Source organism: Tardiphaga robiniae (assembly GCF_001618955.1).
GTDB classification, from domain to species: Bacteria; Pseudomonadota; Alphaproteobacteria; order Rhizobiales; family Xanthobacteraceae; genus Tardiphaga; species Tardiphaga robiniae_A.
In genome coordinates this window covers 197062-216340 of sequence record NZ_LVYV01000003.1, presented here as the reverse complement: position 1 = coordinate 216340, position 19279 = coordinate 197062, and the positions used below count along the sequence as shown (strand labels likewise).

The following is a 19279-nucleotide window of genomic DNA, read 5'->3' as shown; positions in this document are numbered from 1 at the left end:
AATTAACCGCGCGGCAACCTTAATCGTCTTTAATCGATTCCGTTGAGTAGACGCTGTGGCGTTTGGGTGGGGTAGGCGATGCGTTTGGCATTCTGGCGTGCAGGCAAGGGCGATGCGTCGGTCGAGCGGGCCATCAAGGCGCCAACCATGCCAAACCCGGTTTCTCGCAAAAATCCGGAGAAGAAAGCAGAGCGTGTGATCGCTGCGCCGGCGCCTGATCTCGGCGACCTCGATCTGCGTGCGCTGTGGCAGGCGCTCATCCGCCGCAAGATGTGGATACTCGTCCCGACGCTGCTGGCGCTCATCGGCTCGCTCGTTGTCGTCAACATGATCACGCCGCGCTTCAAGTCCGAAGCGCGCATTCTGATCGACGGGCGTGAAAACGTTTTCCTGCGGCCAAGCGGCGAGCGCAACGAAGAGCGTACCTCTCTCGATGCGGAAGCCGTGACCAGCCAGGTGCAGCTGCTGCTGTCGCGCGACCTTGCCCGGGAGATCATCAAGAAGAACAAGCTCGCGGAGCGCCCGGAATTCGATCCGGTGTTGCAGGGTGCGCAGCCATGGCGGTCGCTGCTCGGCCTGATGGGCATTGGCCGCGATCCGTTCTCGATGACGCCTGAAGAGCGCGTGCTTGATGCCTATTACGAGCGTCTGACGGCCTATGCAGTCGACAAGTCGCGCGTCATGGTCGTCGAATTCCAGTCGCGCGATCCTGAACTTGCTGCGCGTGTCGCCAATTCCATCGCCGACGGTTATCTGGTGATGCAGCAGAACGCGCGGCAGAATCAGGCGCGATCGGCCGGGCAATGGCTGTCCGGCGAGATCGATGACCTGCGTAAGAAGGTCGTCGAGGCGGAAGCGCGCGCGGAGGAATTCCGCTCCAAGTCGAGCCTGTTCATCGGCACCAACAATACGTCGCTCTCGAACCAGCAACTCGGCGAAATCAACAGCCAGCTCAACAATGCGCGTTCGCTGAAGTCCGACGCCGAATCGAAGGCACGGCTCATCAAGGACATGCTGCAGACCGGCAAGCCGATCGAATTCTCGGAAGTGCTGAATTCCGACCTGATCCGCCGGCTGTCCGAGCAGCGCGTGACGCTGCGTGCGCAGCTCGCCGAACAGTCCTCGACGCTGCTCGACGCGCATCCGCGCATCAAGGAATTGCGGGCCCAGCTCGGCGATCTCGACAAGCAATTGCGCGACGAAGCCGCCAAACTGTCGCGCATCTTCGAGAACGATGCGCGCATCGCCAGCGGTCGCGTCGATGGCCTCACCAACAATCTCGAACAGCTGAAGCGCCAGGCGACGTCCAGCAACGGCCAGGATGTGCAGTTACGGGCCCTGGAGCGCGAGGCGAGGGCGCAGCGCGATCTGCTCGAATCCTATCTGGCGAAATACCGCGAAGCGTCCACGCGTGAGAATATCGAGGCGGCACCGACCGATGGTCGCATCATCTCCCGCGCTATCGTGTCCAATACGCCGGCCTATCCGAAGAAACTCCCGATCGTCCTGATCGCGACGCTTGCCACGCTGATGCTGACCGCCGGTGGCATCGTGACCAGCGAGCTGTTGCGCATGACCGCGCCGCGCGGTGCTGCGCCAATGGCGCCTGTTGCACAGGCCCGCGTCACCGAGCCGGCGTTCAAGCCGTTCGTGGATCAGGCGCCTGCTGCCGTGCGTGAGCCGGAAAGTGTCGTTGCGCCGGGCATCGTGCCTGAGCCGGCTCCCGTTGCCGCGCCGCGGCCCGTGGTGCGCGATACGCATCCCGAACTGGCCGCTGGCGTCAGCGAAATCGAACAGCTTGCGCAGGAATTTCGTGCGGCAGGCAAATCGGCGCGCAAGATCACGATCCTCGGCACCGGCCACAACGACAACATTGCGCTCACCGCGCTGACCCTGTCGCGCATCCTGTCGCGCGATGCGAAAGTGGTGCTGGTCGATCTGGCCTCGTCGTCGCCGACGCTGGAAGCGGTGTCGAACGATCCGCGCGCGCCCGGATTGGCGGAGCTGATGCTGGGCGAGGCGTCGTTCGGCCAGATCATCACCAAGGACCGGATGTCGGGCCTGCATATGGTGGCGGCTGGCCGCGCCGGCGCAGATCGCTCGCTGTTGCAGTCGCCGCGCCTGACCATGGCGCTGGACGCGCTGTTACGCGTCTATGACCACGTGCTGCTGGATGCCGGCACCGCGGCCGATCTGCCGGCGGGACTTCTGACCGATCAGGCCCGCGCCGTGGTGGTGCCGGAAGTGACCATGAGCATGGATGCGCGCGAGCTGATGGCCGAACAGCTCAAAGCCGTGGGCTTCGCCGATGTGAAAATGTTGCGCTCAACGCCGCCCGCCAACGACCCGGTCGGGCCGGGCGGCCGCGTGTTTGCGGCGTGATGCTTGCTTACCTCGCCCCGCCTAGCGAAGCTTCACTTCGCCGGGCGGGGAGAGGTCGGATTGCGAGCGTAGCGAGTGATCCGGGTGAGGGGGAGTTCGTGAGTCTCACTGGCCGCCCCTCACCCGAAACCTTCGCTTCGCTCTGGTTTCGACCTCTCCCCGCAAGCGGGGAGAAGTAAGGAAAGGTGCGTCTCCTAGTGGATAAAATCAGACGTTTGGTACCCTGTTGAATGCCTGCTCTCGACCCCAAGCGGAAATTGCTGAGGAGTCCTGCGGACGCCGGCTTTTGGTTCACAGCTGAAGTTCTTGAGGTCCCCAGGCGGTAGGCTTGGTAATAACCGCCAATGCTTGGTGGAGCAGCTTAGCACGAGGCGGAATGGTTGGCTTTGTCTCCTTAAGGCTTGGCCGACCATATCACCGGCTCCGTCGAAAAATGGGGCCTGTCAGATTAGCAAGAAACCGCTATCGTAGGCGAAGACTCGCTTGGCGAAATATTGAACTTGGCAGTGTGACATTGCCCATATTGCGAACTACTGACGGGACGACGGTCACTGCGACGAGCGAACAGCTCGCACAATTTCGCGCCTGGCTTGCTGTGGAAAGCGGCCTGGACAGTCGGATTTCGAAGTTGTTCTGGTTGGATATGTATCTGGGATACACGGTTCAGAACCTTAACTGCGTCGCGGTGATGCGGGCGATACGAGATCTGGAAGCCGATGAGCCGCATTCAGGCGTGAAGGCAGCTACCCAATTCAAGCATCCACCTCTCAAGGGACTCTGGCACAAACACCATTATTCCGCGCAGTGGCTAATCCCAAACGTCATTCAAGGGTTCGGCAAGAACGGCCTGGAAAAGCTTGCAAACGAGATCATGGACCCAGCTGTGCACACTGTCGTCACGGAGCAGATGTGCAACGAATTGGCTTGTCGGGCCATCTTTGAGCCCCTTGCCAACCGCAGCTCAGATGGAAAACTTACCGGTGAATGGCTGATTTTCGCCAAGAGTGAAGGGGTGAACCGTTATCTTTCGTTGGGATACCATCCCACCGACGACCATGCCAGCTACGACCAAGTTCTGTACGATAGGATCATGAAGCACTGCGTCGACGATTTTCCCGATCTGCACAAGTGGATCATCTCAATGGGGGTCAGCTTGCCACCCTTAGGGGATCCAAGCGTCTGATTTATCCACTAGCGCTGAAACGCGTGGCGCAGCATCTGTGCCATCTGCAGCAGGGCTGGTGTCTGCTTCACGATCCGCTTGGCATGGGCGAAGGACGACAGGCCCATGGCACCGAGCTTGCCACGCGTGGTGAGCGGCACGAAACTGTCGAAGATCGGCTCGTCATCCTTGCAGAACATCCGCTTGTAGTCGTCGCCGCCAATGCCGAGATCCAGCGAGGTCACGCCGCGCTCGGCATAGGCATCGATGATGGTGCGCATCAGGATCAGCCCGGGGCTGTATTTGGCATTCTCCGACATGGTGTAGGTGTTAAACATCATCGAGAAGCGGTTGTCGTCGGCGACGCCGGCGAACATCGCGATCACTTCCTCGTCGCATGCGAGCGCGTGGATATCGATGGTGTAGCCGTCCGCACGTGGCGTCGTACAGGCCTGGTGGATGAAGGCCTCGACGCCGGGCTCGGCGAATACGTTGGGCAGGTTCTGTTCGGCCATGCGGAGCGGCTTGATTGCGAAGAAGGCGTCGAGCACACGCTTGACCTCGGCCTCCGTCTTCGCGTGCATGTAGCGATAGCCGGCAAGATTTCGGTACTTGCCTTCCTTGGTCTTCAGGCGCTTGCGGAACGAATTGCTGATCCGATCGGTCGGCGCTTCGCCGGGCACCATGTTCAGCACCGGGCAATCATTGGTCGAGGCCTGGCTTGGCAAAAGCGCGAGCGGATTGTCGATGCCGATCCAGCTTTTAGGCTGACGGACCAGCGCGAGCACGTCGACCGTCTCGGTGTGTTTTTGAATTCTCCGCAGCAGCGCGTCGATATCTGCCTTTGTCGCCTGCGCCGCGAAGTCGCGCCGAAACAGCGGCATGTTGAAGGTGACGTGCTTGCCGCCGAGATAGCCGGCGACGCGCATGCCGTTTTCGCGGCTGACGGCGAGCGGCAACAACATCAGCGGCTGATGTGCGGCGTCATAGGCGATGATGATGAAGGGCTTCAGCCCTTCCTGGACGCCGATATGGGTCTGCCAGGCCGACTGGAAGTCGAAGCGCTGATAGGGCGTGGAGAGCTGTTCGGACGTCTCAAGGCTGCGCCAGATGGCTTCGGCGGCGCTGAAATCGCTGATCACATCGACGCGCGCGATGCGGCTCGCAGTTGCCATCGCCACAGGTGTTTCCATCACAGCAGCCATGGTCATCGCGAGCCTGTTTCAGATTTTGTTTAGATTTTTAGGTTTGGGGCGACCTTTGCAAAGAAATGTCAACAAACAGTAATGACAATAGCCGACTGGCGAGAGGCATGACGCCGCTTGGGGGAATCTGCGGTGTCATACAAGACCGGTTGGCTGTTGGCGCTGGGCTTCGAGCTGACTTATCTCAGCGGCATGCACCGTTTGCTGGAGGGCAGACACGGCGATGCCGGTATCATCCTCAAATTCGAACGCGTGCGACCGCCCCGGCAGGATGCATTCCAGCCGCTGAAAGCCCACGAGATCACGCCGTGGTTTCTCGATCGCACGATCCGCGCGCTGAAGCGCTGGCCCGTCGATATCGTGGGCATGGACGAGGTGTGCCGCCGCGCCAGCGAGCCGCGTGCGGGACGGCGCTTCGTTGCGCTGACCTTCGATGGTGGCACGCGCGACTTCGTCGATTTCGCCTATCCGCTGCTTCAGGCGCATGAGGTGCCGTTCACACTCTATCTGCCGAGCGCCTTTGCCGACGGGCTCGGTGCCATGTGGTGGCTGGCGCTGGAGCAGGCGATCGCAACGCATGATCGCATCAGCCTGATCATCGATCACCGGCAGCGGCATTTCGAAACCGCCTCGGTCGCTGACAAATATCGCGCCTACTATTATCTCGATGGCTGGATGCGGACGCTGCCGCCGCATGAACTGGCCGTCGCGGCGGACGATCTCTGCAAACGCTATTCGGTCGATAATGCGACCCTGTCACACCATGCTGCGATGCATTGGGACGATGTGGCCACATTTGCGGGAAATCCGCGGGCGACGATCGGTAGCAGCACGGTCAACTATCCGGCGCTCGCCAATCTCGGCGATAGCGCGGCGTCGCGCGAGATCGCCATGGGGCGGGCCGTGGCGCAAGCTGCACTGCCCTATGAGCCGCGGCATTTCGCCTATCCGTTCGGCGATAAAGCCTCATTCAACAGGCGTCACGTCGCGATGGTGGAGCAGGTCGGCTTTGCCAGCGCCGTGACATCGCTGCCTGGTGTCATCGAGGCCAATGGCAGATCGGATCTGCATGCGCTGCCGCGGCTCGCCTGGGACGGCCGCCGACAATCGTTGCGCGCCTTGCGCGTGATGGTATCCGGCGTGATGCTCGGCGCTGGCGCGCAGCGCTAGCCGACCTCGGGATCCACAGGATCGGCCTTGCTCATCCAGCTGATGATCGGCATCGCTGGCAGCACCCAGCCGAGGCCGGCGATGACATAGAAGGCTGCCTGCAGCCAGCCGTTATTGGCCAGCCACGGCGTCTGCGCCACGGTCATGCCGAGCAGCGACCACACCACCACGAGGATCAGCAGAAAGATGGTTCCGAAGAATTTGCGGGTGCGGATGGTCATGACGGAAATGTGCGGTCCAAAGTCGGTCTGAGATCGGGTTAGGCAAAGTGCCCAACTTTGCAGGCCTTCGCGGGCGGACTATAAGGGGCTCGAAATTTCATTCAAGGCGCTGATTTTGGCGCCGATTTTGCGACTGCTCCCGAGATCCATGCGATGACCGCTTCGTCTCAAACCCGCCCCAAGGAATTACGCCCGGTGCGCTGGTGGCTGATTGCCGTCGCCGCGATGATCGTCGCGATGGTGCTGGTCGGCGGCGCGACGCGGCTCACCGAGTCCGGCCTGTCGATCGTCGAATGGAAGCCGGTGACCGGCGCCATTCCGCCGCTGGATCAATCGCACTGGATCGCGGCCTTCGAGGCCTACAAACAGATCCCGCAATATCGCGAACTCAATGCCGGCATGACGCTCGATGAATTCAAGACCATTTTCTGGTGGGAATGGAGCCATCGTCTGCTCGGCCGTGTCATCGGCGTGGTGTTCCTGCTGCCATTCCTCTGGTTCCTGTGGCGCGGCGTTCTCACCTCGGAACTGAAGAAGCGGCTGTGGGTGATCTTCGGTCTCGGCGGCCTGCAGGGCGCGGTGGGCTGGTGGATGGTGGCATCGGGCCTGACCAAGCGCGTCGAAGTCTCGCAATATCGGCTGGCGGCGCATCTGATGCTGGCACTGATCATCTTCGCCGCCATTGTCTGGACGCTGCGCCGCCTCGGCGACCGCGCGCCGGTGCTGGCGGCAGGCCGCTTGCGCGTGACGAGTTGGGTATTGCTGGGGCTGACCTTCCTGCAGATCTATTTCGGTGCGCTGGTCGCGGGCCTACGCGCGGGTCGCGTGTTCAATACCTGGCCGGAGATCGATGGCGCGCTGATCCCGTCGGCGTCACGGCTGTTCTTCGAGGACCCGTGGTGGCGCAACATGTTCGACAACACGCTGACGGTTCAGTTCCAGCATCGCATGACCGCCTATGTGCTGTTCGCACTGGCGATCTGGCATGTGGTTGATGCGATCCGCGCGCGGGCAGGGAGCGCCGTCGTCAATGGCGCGTTGTGGCTGGCGGCATCGATCGCGGTGCAGGCAGCACTCGGCATTCTCACGCTGCTGCATCAGGTGCCGATCGATCTGGCGCTGACGCATCAGGCGGTTGCGATCGTAGTTTTGACGCTAGCGATCCTGCAGGTGGAGCGGATGAAGCCGCGCGGGGCGGCATTGACGGAACGTCAGCTCGATCTCGCGGTCGGCAAGGCTGCCTAGCTGTTGCGCGTTACCGACTAGAACGATTGTAACGGAGTTGACGCAGTCGTGTGGCTGCGCGGCTTTCGCTCATACGCAGTGCGCAATAGATTCGGCACACCACCACACGGGATTGGGTCATGTCCTCCGCATTCATTCAGGCTGCCGTCATTCTGCTGCGCGAGGGCCTTGAGGCCATGCTCGTGATCGCGGCACTGGCCGGCTATCTCAGGAAATCCGGCGGCAGCCATCGCGTGACCGCGCTCTATCTGGGCGCGCTGGCGGCGATCCTCGCCAGCCTGGTCGCAGCCTGGGCTTTTGCGGTGTTCAATTCAGGTGATCACAGCGACGTCTTCGAGGCCATCGTCATCCTGTTTGCGGCAGGCCTGATGCTCTATGTCAGCGGCTGGCTGATGGTGAAGCAGGATCCGCGCGGCTGGCAGGATTATCTGGCGGCGAAGGCGGATCAGGCGATCGCGCAGGATACCGGTCTCGCCGTCGCGATGCTGGCATTCCTGGCGGTGTTTCGTGAGGGCGCCGAGACGGTACTGTTCATCAACGCGCTCGCGACCACCGAAGGCGGCTGGAGCGTCGGACTGTTCGGCGGTCTGGCAGCGGCGACCGCCGGTCTGGTCGTGCTGTTCTATTTCATCAATATGATTGCTCAGCGCATCCCGCTGCGGCCGCTGTTCATCATCACCTCGGGCTTCCTGTTCGTGATGGGCATCAAGTTCATCGGCGAAGCAATCCAGGAATTCCAGGAACAGGCGATGATCGGGGTGACCGACGCGCCAGGCAGCGCATTCCTGACGGCAATCGGATTCAATCCGACGCTGGAGGCGCTGTCGATCCAGTTGCTGGTGGTGCTGTTCGCGCTGGCGACCTATTCGGTGTTCCAGCGCAATGCGCGCTTGATCCGCGAAGCGAAAGCGATGCGCGCCAAAGCGTGACGCGCATCGCAGTTCGGCTTACGCGTTCAGCGCCTGTTCGAGATCCGCGATCAGATCTTCCTTGTCCTCGATGCCGACAGACAGCCTGACAACGTCGGGCCCGGCGCCGGAGCGCGTCTTGGCTTCGTCGTCGAGCTGGCTGTGGGTGGTCGAGGCCGGGTGGATCACCAGCGAGCGGGTGTCGCCGACATTGGCCAGATGCGAGAACAGTTTCAGGTTCGACACGAGACTCACGCCGGCGTCATAGCCGCCCTTCAGGCTGAAGGTGAACACGGCGCCCGCGCCCTTCGGCGCATATTTGCGGGCGAGGGTGTGATAGCGGTTATCCGACAATCCCGAATAATTCACCGCCGCCACTTTCGGATGTGCCGATAGCCATTCGGCGACCGCCTTGGCATTGTCGCTGTGGCGCTGCATGCGCAGCGGCAGCGTTTCGATGCCGGTCTGGATCAGGAATGCGTTGAACGGCGACAGCGCCGGACCGAGATCGCGCAGGCCGAGTACGCGGCAAGCAATGGCGAAAGCGAAGTTACCGAAGGTCTCCTGCAGCTTGATGCCATGATATTCCGGGCGCGGCTCTGACAGCACCGGATATTTGTTGCCTTTCGACCAGTCGAAGGTGCCCGCGTCCACGATGATGCCGCCGAGCGAATTGCCGTGGCCGCCGAGAAACTTGGTCAGCGAATGCACGACAATGTCGGCGCCGTGATCGATCGGCTTGATCAAATAGGGCGTCGCCAGCGTGTTGTCGACGATCAACGGCACGCCGGCCTTGCGGGCCACGGCCGCGACCGCCTCGATGTCGGTGATCGAGCCGGCAGGATTGGCGATGGACTCGATGAAGATCGCCTTGGTCTTGTCAGTCACCGCGCGCTCGAACGAGGGGACGTCATCGGGATCGGCCCACACTACGTTCCAGCCGAAGCTCTTGAAGGCATGGCTGAACTGGTTGATCGAACCGCCATAGAGTTTGCGCGAGGCGATGAATTCGTCGCCGGGCTGCAGCAGCTGCTGAAACACCACGAGCTGCGCGGCATGGCCGGACGCGACGGCGAGGGCTGCCGTGCCGCCTTCCAGCGCTGCGACGCGTTCCTCGAGGACAGCCGTGGTCGGATTGGTGATGCGCGTATAGATGTTGCCGAAGGATTGCAGGCCGAACAACGAGGCGGCGTGATCCGCATCGTTGAAGACGAACGAAGTGGTCTGATAGATCGGCGTCGCACGCGCGCCGGTGGTCGGGTCGGGCTGCGCGCCGGCATGGACGGCGAGGGTGCCGAAGCCTGGAATACGATCGTTCATCATCACTCCCTGTCGAATAGCGGTTTGTTGGCGCCAACCTGATCGGGCGCAGCGCTGCCGTCAAGGCGAGGCGACATTTTGCCCAGACTTCGCAACAGTCATGCTGCGCTGTGTCATTTCAAAGGAAATAAAATCGCGAAACGCACCGTCAGGCGGTGTCGTTCTTGTCCTTGTTATTTTGCTGCGCAACGCGATCGGCCGCAGCGGTGCTGCCACCGCCGACACTGCTGCGATTGAGCGACAGCCGCATGCCCTGCGTCGGGATCGGCGCGCGCTTGGAGCTGAGCGTGCGCGAATTGACACCCATCCACTGGATCTCCGACGACAGCCGGCCATATTCGATCTTGGGGCAGCGGTTCATCACCACTTTGATGCCCGCGGCTTCAAGCTTGGCGGCGGCCTCATCATGGCGCACGCCGAGCTGCATCCAGACCACCTTGGGCAGCGGATCGAGCGTCAGCGCGATGTCGACGATCGGCATGACATGCTCGGCGCTGCGGAAGATGTCGATCATGTCGATGGGGCGACCGATCTCCCGCAGCGAGGCGACGAACGGCTTGCCCAGCAGGCTCTTGCCGACCTGGCCCGGATTGGTCGGGATCATGTCGTAGCCGCGTTCGGCGAGATACTTGAACACGAAATAGCTCGGCCGCACGTTTTGCGGAGAGGCGCCGACCATCGCGACGGTTTTGACGGTGTTGAGGATCTCGCGGATATAGGCGTCGTTATAGCTGTCGTGGTTCATTTCAATTACCGGTCTGCCCACTTCGGCTCGCGCTTTGCGATGAATGCGCCGATGCCTTCCTCGGCATCGCGGGCCATCATGTTCTCGGTCATCACCTCGGCGGCGAAGCGATAGGCCTCCGCGAGGCTCATCTCAGCCTGGCGATAGAACGCTTCCTTGCCGATCTTGACCGTATGCGCCGACTTGCGCGCAACTTGTTCTGCCAGCGCGATTGCCGCATCGCGTTCGGTGCCAGCAGGTACGACGCGGTTGACCAGGCCGATCTCTCGCGCGCGTTCGGCGGAGATGGGCTCGCCGGTGAGCAGCATCTCCATCGCCTGCTTGCGCGGTACGTTGCGCGACAACGCCACCATGGGCGTCGAACAGAACAGGCCGATATCGACGCCGGGCGTCGCGAACTTTGCGTGTTCGGAGGCGATGGCGAGATCGCAGCTCGCCACGAGCTGGCAGCCCGCGGCAGTGGCGACGCCTTGCACCGCTGCGATCACCGGCTTCGGCAGCCGCACGATGGCCTGCATCATGGCGCTGCAGATTGTCATCATATGCGCGAAATAGGCGCGGCCGCGATCGGTGTCTGTACGTCGCGCGGTAAGTTCTTTCAGGTCGTGTCCGGCGGAGAAGACCGAGCCGTTGGCGGCGATCACCACGGCGCGCACGGTCTTGTCGCCGGCCATGTCATCGAGGGCGGCGTGCAATTCGCCGATCAGTCCTTCGGAGAGACTGTTGCGGGCCGCCGGACGATTCAGCGTCAACACGCCGATGCTGCCGACCGTTTCACGCAGAAGAATGGATGGCCGCGCTGTTTCCGCGCGTGCTGGTTGAACCATGACTTGAGATTCCATCGCTGGGCAGGACCATCACCATATTGTAACAGGACGGCACAAGCGAGAGCAGGGTAGAGACATGGCGACTGCGAAAATGAGCGTGGCTGAACTCGAGGCGTTTCTGAAGCGCGAGTTCCCGCAGGCCTTTGGCGCCGGCGATATCGCGATTGAAAGCGCTGATGGTACCACTTGCCTGCTGCGCCAGACCTATGGCGAACGCATGCTGCGGCCGGGCGGTACGGTATCGGGTCCGACACTGATGGCCCTGGCCGATTTTGCCATGTACGTCGTGCTGTTGTCGGCGATCGGCCCGGTCGGCCTCGCGGTGACCACCAGCCTGAACATCAATTTCCTGCGCAAGGGCCTGCCGGGGCAGGATGTGCTGGCTGCCGCCAAGCTGCTGAAGCTCGGCAAACGCCTCGCAGTGGGAGAAGTCACCCTGTTGTCAGGCACTTCGGCCGATCCAATCGCCCATGTAACGTCGACCTATTCCATTCCGAACGTTGGGTAATTCCAAGGGTATTATAGAACCATAATTATAACGTAATGATTTAACTGGCGAATTCAGTCATGTTTGGCATTGACGGAATCCGGTTCTCTATCTAGAAACGCGTTCAGTTCGGCGGATCACCGCCGATATCCCCTTTTCATGGATATTCACAATGAAGACGTTTTCGGCAAAGCCCGCCGAGATCACGAAGAAGTGGATCGTCATCGACGCCACTGGTCTCGTGGTGGGCCGGCTGGCCACGCTGGTCGCAATGCGGCTGCGCGGCAAGCACCTCCCGACCTACACCCCGCATGTCGATTGCGGCGACCATGTCATCATCGTCAACGCGGACAAGGTGGTTTTCACCGGCCGCAAGCGTGAAGACAAGGTCTACTATCACCACACCGGCTTCATCGGCGGCATCAAGGAGCGCACTGCAAAGTCGATCCTCGAAGGTCGTTTCCCGGAGCGCGTTGTCGAGAAGGCCGTTGAGCGCATGATCCCGCGTGGCCCGCTCGGTCGCGTCCAGTTCGGCAATCTGCGTGTTTATGCCGGTGCAGAGCACCCGCACGAGGCCCAGCAACCAGAAGCATTCGACGTTGGCGCGTTGAACCGCAAGAACAAGAGGGCCGCATAATGTCGGATACCATGCAGTCTCTCGACCAGCTGTCGTCACTGAAGGTGTCGGCTCCTGATGCGCCGAAGTATGTGAAGAAGATCGACAAGCAGGGCCGCGCCTATGCGACCGGCAAGCGTAAGGACGCTGTCGCTCGTGTCTGGATCAAGCCGGGCGCCGGCAAGGTCGTGGTCAACACCCGTGAAGTCGAAGTGTACTTCGCGCGTCCGGTGCTGCGCATGCTCATCCAGCAGCCGCTGGTCGCTGCAGCCCGCGCTGGCCAGTACGACGTGATCTGCACCGTTGCCGGTGGCGGTCTGTCGGGCCAGGCCGGTGCCGTGCGTCACGGCATCTCCAAGGCTCTGACCTGCTTCGAGCCGGATCTGCGCGGCGTCCTCAAGAAGGGCGGCTTCCTGACACGTGACTCGCGTGTCGTCGAGCGCAAGAAGTACGGCAAGGCGAAAGCCCGCAAGTCCTTCCAGTTCTCGAAGCGCTAATTTCTGCTTCGATAAAATTTGCCGCAAATGCGGTGAATACAATTTTGAAAAGGGCGCCTTCGGGCGCCCTTTTTGCGTTCCGGTACATTCCGGATACCGACAGATTGATGCAGTTTTTCGTGAAAACTTGTGCGGGCGCGCAAACGGATTTCCAATCGGTACACTCGTATGTTCGATGATGGCGAAGAGGCCAGTCCGAATCATGATGGTTCGGAAATCTCGCAACAATTGCCGGTGCTCAAATATGTCGCTCGATTCTTCCACGCTCTATCTGGTGGCAACCCTGGTTGCGGCGATGTTGGGCGGGATGCTGCTGTTCTTCGGACGACAGGAAAAGATCGCGGCCCTCAACTGGTGGGGGCTGGCTTACCTGCTCGGCGCCGTATCGGTCGCATTGTGGACACTTGCCGCGTCGCTCCTGGGTGACGTGCTGTCGCTGGCATTCAACGCCGTGGGCTTCGTGGCCTGCGGCATGGTGTGGAACGCTGCGCGCGTGTTCCATGGCCGCAGCCCGAGCTGGGCCGGCCTGTTTCTCGGCGCCATCGCCTGGATCGCGGTGATCTTCACCCTGCCGGCTGAGGCCGCGTCGCTGCGCATGACCATCGGCGCCGGCATCGTCGCGCTTTATGCGATGTTGACGGCCCATGAATTGTGGAACGAGCGTCGCAAGGCGGTGCAGCGGCGGTGGCCGACCATCCTGGTGCCGATGCTGCATGGTTTCGTCCTGATGCTGCCGATCCTGCTCGGCGATCTGCTGCATGGCGATCACAGCAATTTCGGCAGCAGCATCTGGGTCACGGCCTTTGCCATCGAGCTCGTGCTCTATGCTGTTGGCACGGTGTTCCTGATCTTCATGCTGGTGTCGGAGCGCGCGGTCACGGCGCACAAGGTCGCGGCATCCTGCGATCCGCTCACCGGCCTGTTCAACCGCCGCGGCTTTTCCGAGGCTACGGCGCGGATGATCGAGCGCGAGGCGAAAGCCGGCCGCCCGGTCACGGTCATGATCTTCGACATCGATCACTTCAAGTCGATCAACGATCGCTTCGGGCATCCCGCCGGCGACGAGGTGCTGAAACTGTTCGCCACGGTCATCACGCATACGCTGCGGATTACCGACCTGTCGGGCCGCATCGGCGGCGAGGAGTTTGCGGCGATGTTGCCGTGCAGCCTGGACGAGGCGATGCAGGCGGCCGAGCGCGTGCGTGAGGCTTTTGCGACCTGCGGCATCCAGGTCGACGAGGCGCCGGTCGCGACCACCGTGAGTATCGGCGTAGCCGGCGGACCGGCCGGCACTGAACTCGATGTCCTGTTGGCTGCCGCGGATACTGCGCTCTACCAGGCCAAGCGCAGCGGACGTAACCGCGTGCAGGCGGCGGAGGAAGAACCGCTGTCGCTGGAGCAGGGGCGCCGCGCTGCGGCGATCGGGCAAGCGGCGAAGCCGAGCGTCGTGCGGGCTGCGGTCACGATGACGGCAAGCGGCGTGCGCTAAAGTCTGGTGCATCAGACTTCTGTTGTTTGAGCATGATCTCTCGACAAACGAACTCGCTTGTCGGCGAAAACCGGCATCCACTTTTCGGGATCACGCTCTAAAGGATCCGTTTACCATTCGATCCCTAATGTCATCGCATGATGACCTTGCCCGACTCGACCTCCGACACTGCTTTGATGTCCCTTGAAGCGGCCGCTGCCTCGGCCCGTGCCGGCTTTGCCTGCATGTTCTCGAGCTCGGACGAATACGAGACCGCGCTGATCACCGAACGTCGTGCGCAGGGGCGCTACGGCGCGCAGCACAGCAAGCTGCCGGTCGTCGCTTTCATCGGCTGCTGCGTCATGGTCGTCGGCACGGTTCTGCTGTTCACCTGATCACTTTTCGGCGGCTCCTTCACCGAACCCCGACTTTGCGGTAAAGACACCGACCGCAAAACAAAGGGTCGGGAAACCATGATCACTGAAATCGCACAGATCGACGTCAAGCCGGGCACCGAGAAGGATTTCGAGGCGGCCGTCGCCAAGGCGAAGCCGCTATTCCTCCGCGCCAAGGGCGGCAAGGGTTTTGAACTGCACAAGTCGGTCGAGATGCCGTCGCGCTACCGCCTCGTTGCCAAGTGGGAAACCCTCGAAAACCACACCGTCGATTTCCGCGGCTCGCCCGATTTCTCCGAATGGCGCGCGCTGGTGGGCCCGTATTTCGAAACGCCGCCTTATGTCGAGCACACCGAGACTGTGCTGACCACCTGATTTATGCTCGTCATGCCCGGGCTTGTGCCGGGCATCCACGCCTTATATCTCGCGCAAAGTAAGACGTGGATGGCCGGCACAAGGCCGGCCATGACGGAGTTCATTTTACGCCGCCATCGCCTTATCCTGTGCGGAGGCTTCGTCCTCTTCGCGCATGAAGTCGATGACGACTTTCACGATCGCCAGCACCGGCAGCGCCAGTGCGAGGCCCCAGACGCCGAACACCACGCCGAGCAGGATCTGGAACGCGAACAGCGTGGCCGGCGGAATATCCAGTGCCTGCCGCTGCAGGATCGGCGTCAGGATGTAGCTCTCCAGCGCATGCACGCCCATGAACAGCGCAAAGGCTGACGCGGCGGCGACCCAGCCCGAGGCGAGGCTGGCGAGCACGACGATCAACCCGCCGAGCAGGGCGCCGACGGTGGGAATGAAGGCGAGCAGGCCGGCCTGAACACCGAGAATGAAGGCGCTGGGAATCCCGATCAGCTTCAGCCCGATCCAAGTAATGGCGCCGACCACCACCATGGTGATCATCTGCGCGATCAGCCAGCGCTGCAGCGTGTCGCTGATGCGATCGACGATGATCGTCATCGGCGCGCGATGCTTCGCCGGCGTGAGATGCAACAATCCTTTTCGATAGACGCTGGGCTGTGCGGCAAACGTTAATCCCAAAAACAGCACGATGAAGAAGTTGCCGACCGCGCCGACGGTGCCGAGCAGGATTTTCAGTGTCTGGCTGACGATGGCGCCACCTGATGATGCGATGGCGCCGGCGCTCGGCAAGCCGCTGCTGGACTTCGGCGGTGAGGTGGCGGGCGATGTGCCCTGCTCGGTAGGCGGATCCGACGTGATGCTGTTGAAATCGAAATAGCTGGTGTCGACGCCGTGCTGCTCAAGATAGGTCTTTACGTTGACGACCTGTGACTTGAGGGTGCCGGACAGCGTCTTGGCCTGATTGGCGATGGTCGGTCCGCCCAGATACATCACGCCGACCAGCATCGCGGCGAGCACGATGCAGATCATTGCGAGCCGCATGGGATGCGGGCCGCCCATGAAGCGCCCGAATAATTCCGTCAGCGCATTGAGCGCTACGCCAAGCAGGACGCCTGCGAAGATCAGGAACAGCGTTCCCGAGAAGTACCAGGCGAAGCCTATGAAGATTGCAAAGGACACCGTAGCGATGCCGCCCGCCGTGATCGCCCAGGCAAGGTCACTACGCGTCTGGACATTGGCTTCTGCGGGCACGGTGGATCCTTCGCATTGACTGGACTTTCACTGTTCCGTCAATTGCTTCGGGGATCAAGACATATCGCCGCTTTGACGTCTCCGTCGCGATCGTGCATGGCCGATGGGGGAGGCCAATAATAATGAACATCCTGAAATGGGTCGGTCCGGTCGGATTGCTCGCTGCCCTGGTGATCGGCGATCAGATCCGGATCAATCGGCCCGCGCACAAATATCGGCTGACCATGGAGGTCGAGACGCCGGACGGCGTGAAGTCGGCCTCGAATGTCGTCTCCGTGCATCCCTATCGGGGCTACCAGCCGTCCGGCAAGGTGACGTCACGGGGCGATGCGGTGGTGCTCGATCTCGGCGGCGGCAGGAACCTCGCCGCGCTGATGCTGCATGATGACAAGGGCAGCGCGGATTTCGATGGCGCGAACTTCGTGGCGATGCGGGCCTATCAGGCGGCCGGGCGCAAGATCGCCTTTCGCGACGTCAGCAGCCAGACCGGCGCCGTTCCGGTCACCGGCGAATTGATGCCGGTGCTGGCCAGTTTCACAGACCCCCGGGATGCATCGACGGCGCGGCGGCTGCAGCCGGACGATCTGTCGCCCCTCGGCACCGGCACGCGCCTGCGCAGCGTCACGGTCGAGGCGGTGCCGAATGGATTCTGGCCGATCGATTTCGGCGGGGGTCTCGGCGAACCCGTCACGCGCGGTGTCACCGCGAAGCTGCCGTGGGCCACCAGCGAAGGCGAGGCAGCCAGGGCGCTTGCGGCGATAGGCTTCCCGAACACGCCTGAACCGGCGACGGCTCTCGCCCGGAAATAGGCGCCAGGAGAAGCGCAACGAAAAAGGCGCCCCGTTGCCGGAGCGCCCTGATCGTTCGTGCAATCCCTGACGGGATTACAGCGAGTAGTACATGTCGAATTCGACCGGGTGCGGCGTCATTTCGTAACGCATCACTTCGGTCATCTTCAGTTCGATATAGCTGTCGATGAAGTCGTCATCGAACACGCCGCCGTTCTTGAGGAAACCGCGATCCTTGTCGAGGTTCTCGAGGGCTTCGCGGAGCGACCCGCACACCGTCGGGATCGACTTCAGCTCTTCCTTCGGCAGATCATAGAGGTCCTTGTCCATGGCCGGACCCGGATCGATCTTGTTCTTGATGCCGTCGAGACCGGCCATCAGCATCGCGGCGAAAGCGAGATACGGATTGGCCATCGGATCCGGGAACCGGACTTCGACGCGCTTGGCCTTCGGGTTGGTGGTGTAGGGGATGCGGCAGGAGGCCGAGCGGTTGCGCGCCGAATAGGCGAGCAGCACCGGAGCCTCATAGCCGGGGACCAGACGCTTGTAGGAGTTGGTCGACGGGTTGGTGAAGGCGTTGATCGCCTTGGCGTGCTTGATGATGCCACCGATGTAGTGGAGGCAGGTCTCGGAGAGATCGGCATATTTGTTGCCGGCGAAGGTCGGCTTGCCGTCCTTCCAGATCGACTGGTGCACATGCATGCCCGAGCCGTTGTCGCCAAAAACGGGTTTGGGCATGAAGGTGGCGGTCTTGCCGTAGATGTGCGCGACCTGATGGATGCAATACTTATAGATCTGCATCTGGTCGGCCATGTAGGTCAGCGTGTCGAACTTCATACCGAGTTCGTGCTGGGCGGACGCCACTTCGTGGTGATGCTTCTCGACCTTGACGCCCATGCGCGCCATTGCGCCGAGCATTTCCGAGCGCATGTCCTGCACCGAGTCCTGCGGCGGGACGGGGAAGTAACCGCCCTTGGTGCGGATGCGGTGGCCGAGATTGCCGCCTTCATATTCGGTGCCGGAGTTGGTCGGCAATTCGGACGAGTCGAGCTTGAAGCCGGTGTTGTACGGGTCGCTCGAGAAGCGGACGTCGTCGAACACGAAGAATTCGGCTTCCGGACCGACGAACACGGTGTCGCCGATGCCCATGGACTTGACCATGGCTTCGGCCTTCTTGGCGATGCCGCGCGGGTCGCGGTTATAGGGCTCGCCGGTGGAGGGCTCGAGAATGTCGCAGGTGATGACCATGGTGGTCTCTGCGAAGAACGGATCGATCGTCGCCGTTGCCGGATCCAGCATCAGCATCATGTCGGACTCGTTGATCGCCTTCCAGCCGGCGATCGAGGAACCGTCGAACATGGTGCCTTCGGCAAACATTTCTTCATCGACCATCGAGACGTCGAAGGTCACGTGCTGCCACTTGCCGCGGGGATCGGTGAAACGCAGGTCGACGTACTTGACGTCATTGTCCTTGATGGACTGCAGGACTTCTTTGGCGGTCGTCATGGGGCTCCCTACCTTTATTTGCGGGCCGATTTCCGGGACGTAACAACAATCTGTCGTGACGATCAGGTCACAACGGCATGTTTTCAACAAGACAAACCGTCAACAACAGAAGGCTGCCGAAGCAGCCTTTTTGGTGACGCCTTGAAGCGTTGAATGTCGGATAGCACCCGGCTTGGAGAGCGTCCAGTCCGTCAGGTCCTGCATTGCAGGTCCTGCGTCGCAGATCCTTGCCGTCAGATCGCGTCGAGTCCGGACTCGCCGGTACGGATGCGCACGGCTTCCTCGATGTTCGACACAAAGATCTTGCCGTCACCAATGCGGCCGGTTTGTGCGGCGCGACGGATGGCATCGATCGCCTTTTCGACGAGGTCGTCGCCAATCACGATCTCGATCTTCACCTTGGGTAGAAAGTCGACGATGTATTCAGCGCCGCGATAAAGTTCGGCGTGGCCCTTCTGACGGCCGAAGCCCTTGGCTTCCGTGACGGTAATGCCTTGCAACCCGACTTCCTGAAGAGCCTCTTTCACCTCGTCCAGCTTGAAGGGCTTTATGATGGCTTCGATCTTTTTCACTGAACGTCTCCCCGGCACTTCCAATCAGGCCGCAAGTTATTTGCCTCAAGTAGCTTTGACCATTGCGCGTTTTGCGCACACTGTTCGATACCCAATTTCGGGCGTTATTGCGCTGCCGCCACGCCGCACCGACGAAATCTCGCCG

Annotated in this window: 20 protein-coding genes; 12 read left to right on the top strand and 8 right to left on the bottom strand. The window is 61.5% G+C overall.

The features are described from left to right. The first annotated feature begins 78 nt into the window (after positions 1-78). Both A4A58_RS07965 and A4A58_RS07960 read left to right on the top strand, forming a co-directional pair. Positions 79-2382 carry a GumC family protein gene (locus A4A58_RS07965; protein WP_068730928.1) on the top strand — a complete coding sequence of 768 codons (2304 nt, stop codon included), beginning with the start codon at positions 79-81 and terminating at the stop codon, positions 2380-2382. 508 nt (positions 2383-2890) lie between these two features. Continuing rightward, positions 2891-3565: a hypothetical protein gene (locus A4A58_RS07960; protein WP_139069801.1), complete on the top strand. Its 675-nt coding sequence runs from the start codon at positions 2891-2893 to the stop codon at positions 3563-3565. 8 nt (positions 3566-3573) lie between these two features. Here the strand turns inward: A4A58_RS07960 and A4A58_RS07955 are convergent, their stop codons facing one another. After that, positions 3574-4755 carry a GNAT family N-acetyltransferase gene (locus A4A58_RS07955; protein WP_068730926.1) on the bottom strand — a complete coding sequence of 394 codons (1182 nt, stop codon included), beginning with the start codon at positions 4753-4755 and terminating at the stop codon, positions 3574-3576. Positions 4756-4881: 126 nt separating this feature from the next. Between A4A58_RS07955 and A4A58_RS07950 the strand changes: the two genes are divergently transcribed. Continuing rightward, complete coding sequence (locus A4A58_RS07950; protein WP_068730925.1) at positions 4882-5919, top strand: polysaccharide deacetylase family protein; 1038 nt, start codon at positions 4882-4884, stop codon at positions 5917-5919. Here the strand turns inward: A4A58_RS07950 and A4A58_RS07945 are convergent. Next, positions 5916-6140, bottom strand: coding sequence for a DUF2842 domain-containing protein (locus A4A58_RS07945; protein ID WP_068730924.1), 225 nt, complete (start codon positions 6138-6140; stop codon positions 5916-5918). The genes A4A58_RS07950 and A4A58_RS07945 overlap by 4 nt on opposite strands. A gap of 153 nt (positions 6141-6293) precedes the next feature. On the opposite strand from A4A58_RS07945, the gene A4A58_RS07940 reads away from it, so the two are divergent. Then, on the top strand, positions 6294-7385 hold the full coding sequence (locus A4A58_RS07940; protein ID WP_068730923.1) for a COX15/CtaA family protein: 1092 nt from the start codon (positions 6294-6296) through the stop codon (positions 7383-7385). 119 nt (positions 7386-7504) lie between these two features. After that, a complete protein-coding gene (locus tag A4A58_RS07935) occupies positions 7505-8314 on the top strand; it encodes an FTR1 family iron permease (RefSeq protein WP_068730922.1) in 810 nt (269 codons plus the stop codon). 18 nt (positions 8315-8332) lie between these two features. On the opposite strand, the gene A4A58_RS07930 is transcribed toward A4A58_RS07935, so the two are convergent. From A4A58_RS07930 to A4A58_RS07920, 3 genes are all read right to left on the bottom strand, one after another. Then, complete coding sequence (locus A4A58_RS07930) at positions 8333-9613, bottom strand: O-acetylhomoserine aminocarboxypropyltransferase (RefSeq protein ID WP_068730964.1); 1281 nt, start codon at positions 9611-9613, stop codon at positions 8333-8335. A gap of 148 nt (positions 9614-9761) precedes the next feature. Continuing rightward, entirely contained in the window at positions 9762-10358 is a 597-nt protein-coding gene (locus tag A4A58_RS07925) for a CoA-binding protein (RefSeq protein WP_068730921.1), read from the bottom strand. Positions 10359-10363: 5 nt separating this feature from the next. Next, positions 10364-11185, bottom strand: coding sequence for an enoyl-CoA hydratase (locus tag A4A58_RS07920; RefSeq protein ID WP_068730920.1), 822 nt, complete (start codon positions 11183-11185; stop codon positions 10364-10366). A gap of 76 nt (positions 11186-11261) precedes the next feature. On the opposite strand from A4A58_RS07920, the gene A4A58_RS07915 reads away from it, so the two are divergent. The 6 genes from A4A58_RS07915 to A4A58_RS07890 all read left to right on the top strand — a co-directional run bounded on the left by A4A58_RS07915 (position 11262) and on the right by A4A58_RS07890 (position 15023). Then, entirely contained in the window at positions 11262-11693 is a 432-nt protein-coding gene (locus A4A58_RS07915) for a PaaI family thioesterase (RefSeq protein WP_068730919.1), read from the top strand. Positions 11694-11844: 151 nt separating this feature from the next. Then, the gene (gene rplM / locus A4A58_RS07910; RefSeq protein WP_068730918.1) at positions 11845-12309 is read left to right on the top strand and encodes a 50S ribosomal protein L13; all 465 of its coding nucleotides are present in this window, start codon (positions 11845-11847) and stop codon (positions 12307-12309) included. Beyond that, a complete protein-coding gene (gene rpsI, locus A4A58_RS07905) occupies positions 12309-12785 on the top strand; it encodes a 30S ribosomal protein S9 (RefSeq protein ID WP_068730917.1) in 477 nt (158 codons plus the stop codon). Before rplM ends, rpsI begins: the two co-directional genes overlap by 1 nt. Positions 12786-13029: 244 nt before the next feature. Beyond that, a complete protein-coding gene (locus tag A4A58_RS07900) occupies positions 13030-14274 on the top strand; it encodes a GGDEF domain-containing protein (RefSeq protein ID WP_068730916.1) in 1245 nt (414 codons plus the stop codon). A gap of 137 nt (positions 14275-14411) precedes the next feature. Next, positions 14412-14648, top strand: coding sequence for a hypothetical protein (locus tag A4A58_RS07895; protein ID WP_068730915.1), 237 nt, complete (start codon positions 14412-14414; stop codon positions 14646-14648). Between the two features lie 78 nt (positions 14649-14726). Further along, positions 14727-15023: an antibiotic biosynthesis monooxygenase family protein gene (locus A4A58_RS07890; protein WP_068730914.1), complete on the top strand. Its 297-nt coding sequence runs from the start codon at positions 14727-14729 to the stop codon at positions 15021-15023. Positions 15024-15128: 105 nt separating this feature from the next. Here the strand turns inward: A4A58_RS07890 and A4A58_RS07885 are convergent, their stop codons facing one another. Then, positions 15129-16268 (bottom strand): AI-2E family transporter, encoded by a 1140-nt coding sequence (locus A4A58_RS07885; RefSeq protein ID WP_068730913.1) that lies wholly within the window; start codon positions 16266-16268, stop codon positions 15129-15131. A 122-nt stretch (positions 16269-16390) separates the two neighbouring features. Here A4A58_RS07885 and A4A58_RS07880 point away from each other — a divergent pair, with 122 nt between their 5' ends. Then, positions 16391-17077 carry a hypothetical protein gene (locus tag A4A58_RS07880; protein ID WP_068730912.1) on the top strand — a complete coding sequence of 229 codons (687 nt, stop codon included), beginning with the start codon at positions 16391-16393 and terminating at the stop codon, positions 17075-17077. Positions 17078-17152: 75 nt separating this feature from the next. On the opposite strand, the gene glnA is transcribed toward A4A58_RS07880, so the two are convergent. Further along, entirely contained in the window at positions 17153-18562 is a 1410-nt protein-coding gene (gene glnA / locus A4A58_RS07875; RefSeq protein ID WP_068730911.1) for a type I glutamate--ammonia ligase, read from the bottom strand. Positions 18563-18795: 233 nt separating this feature from the next. Next, positions 18796-19134 (bottom strand): P-II family nitrogen regulator, encoded by a 339-nt coding sequence (locus A4A58_RS07870; RefSeq protein WP_068730910.1) that lies wholly within the window; start codon positions 19132-19134, stop codon positions 18796-18798. Between the last annotated feature and the right edge of the window lie 145 nt (positions 19135-19279).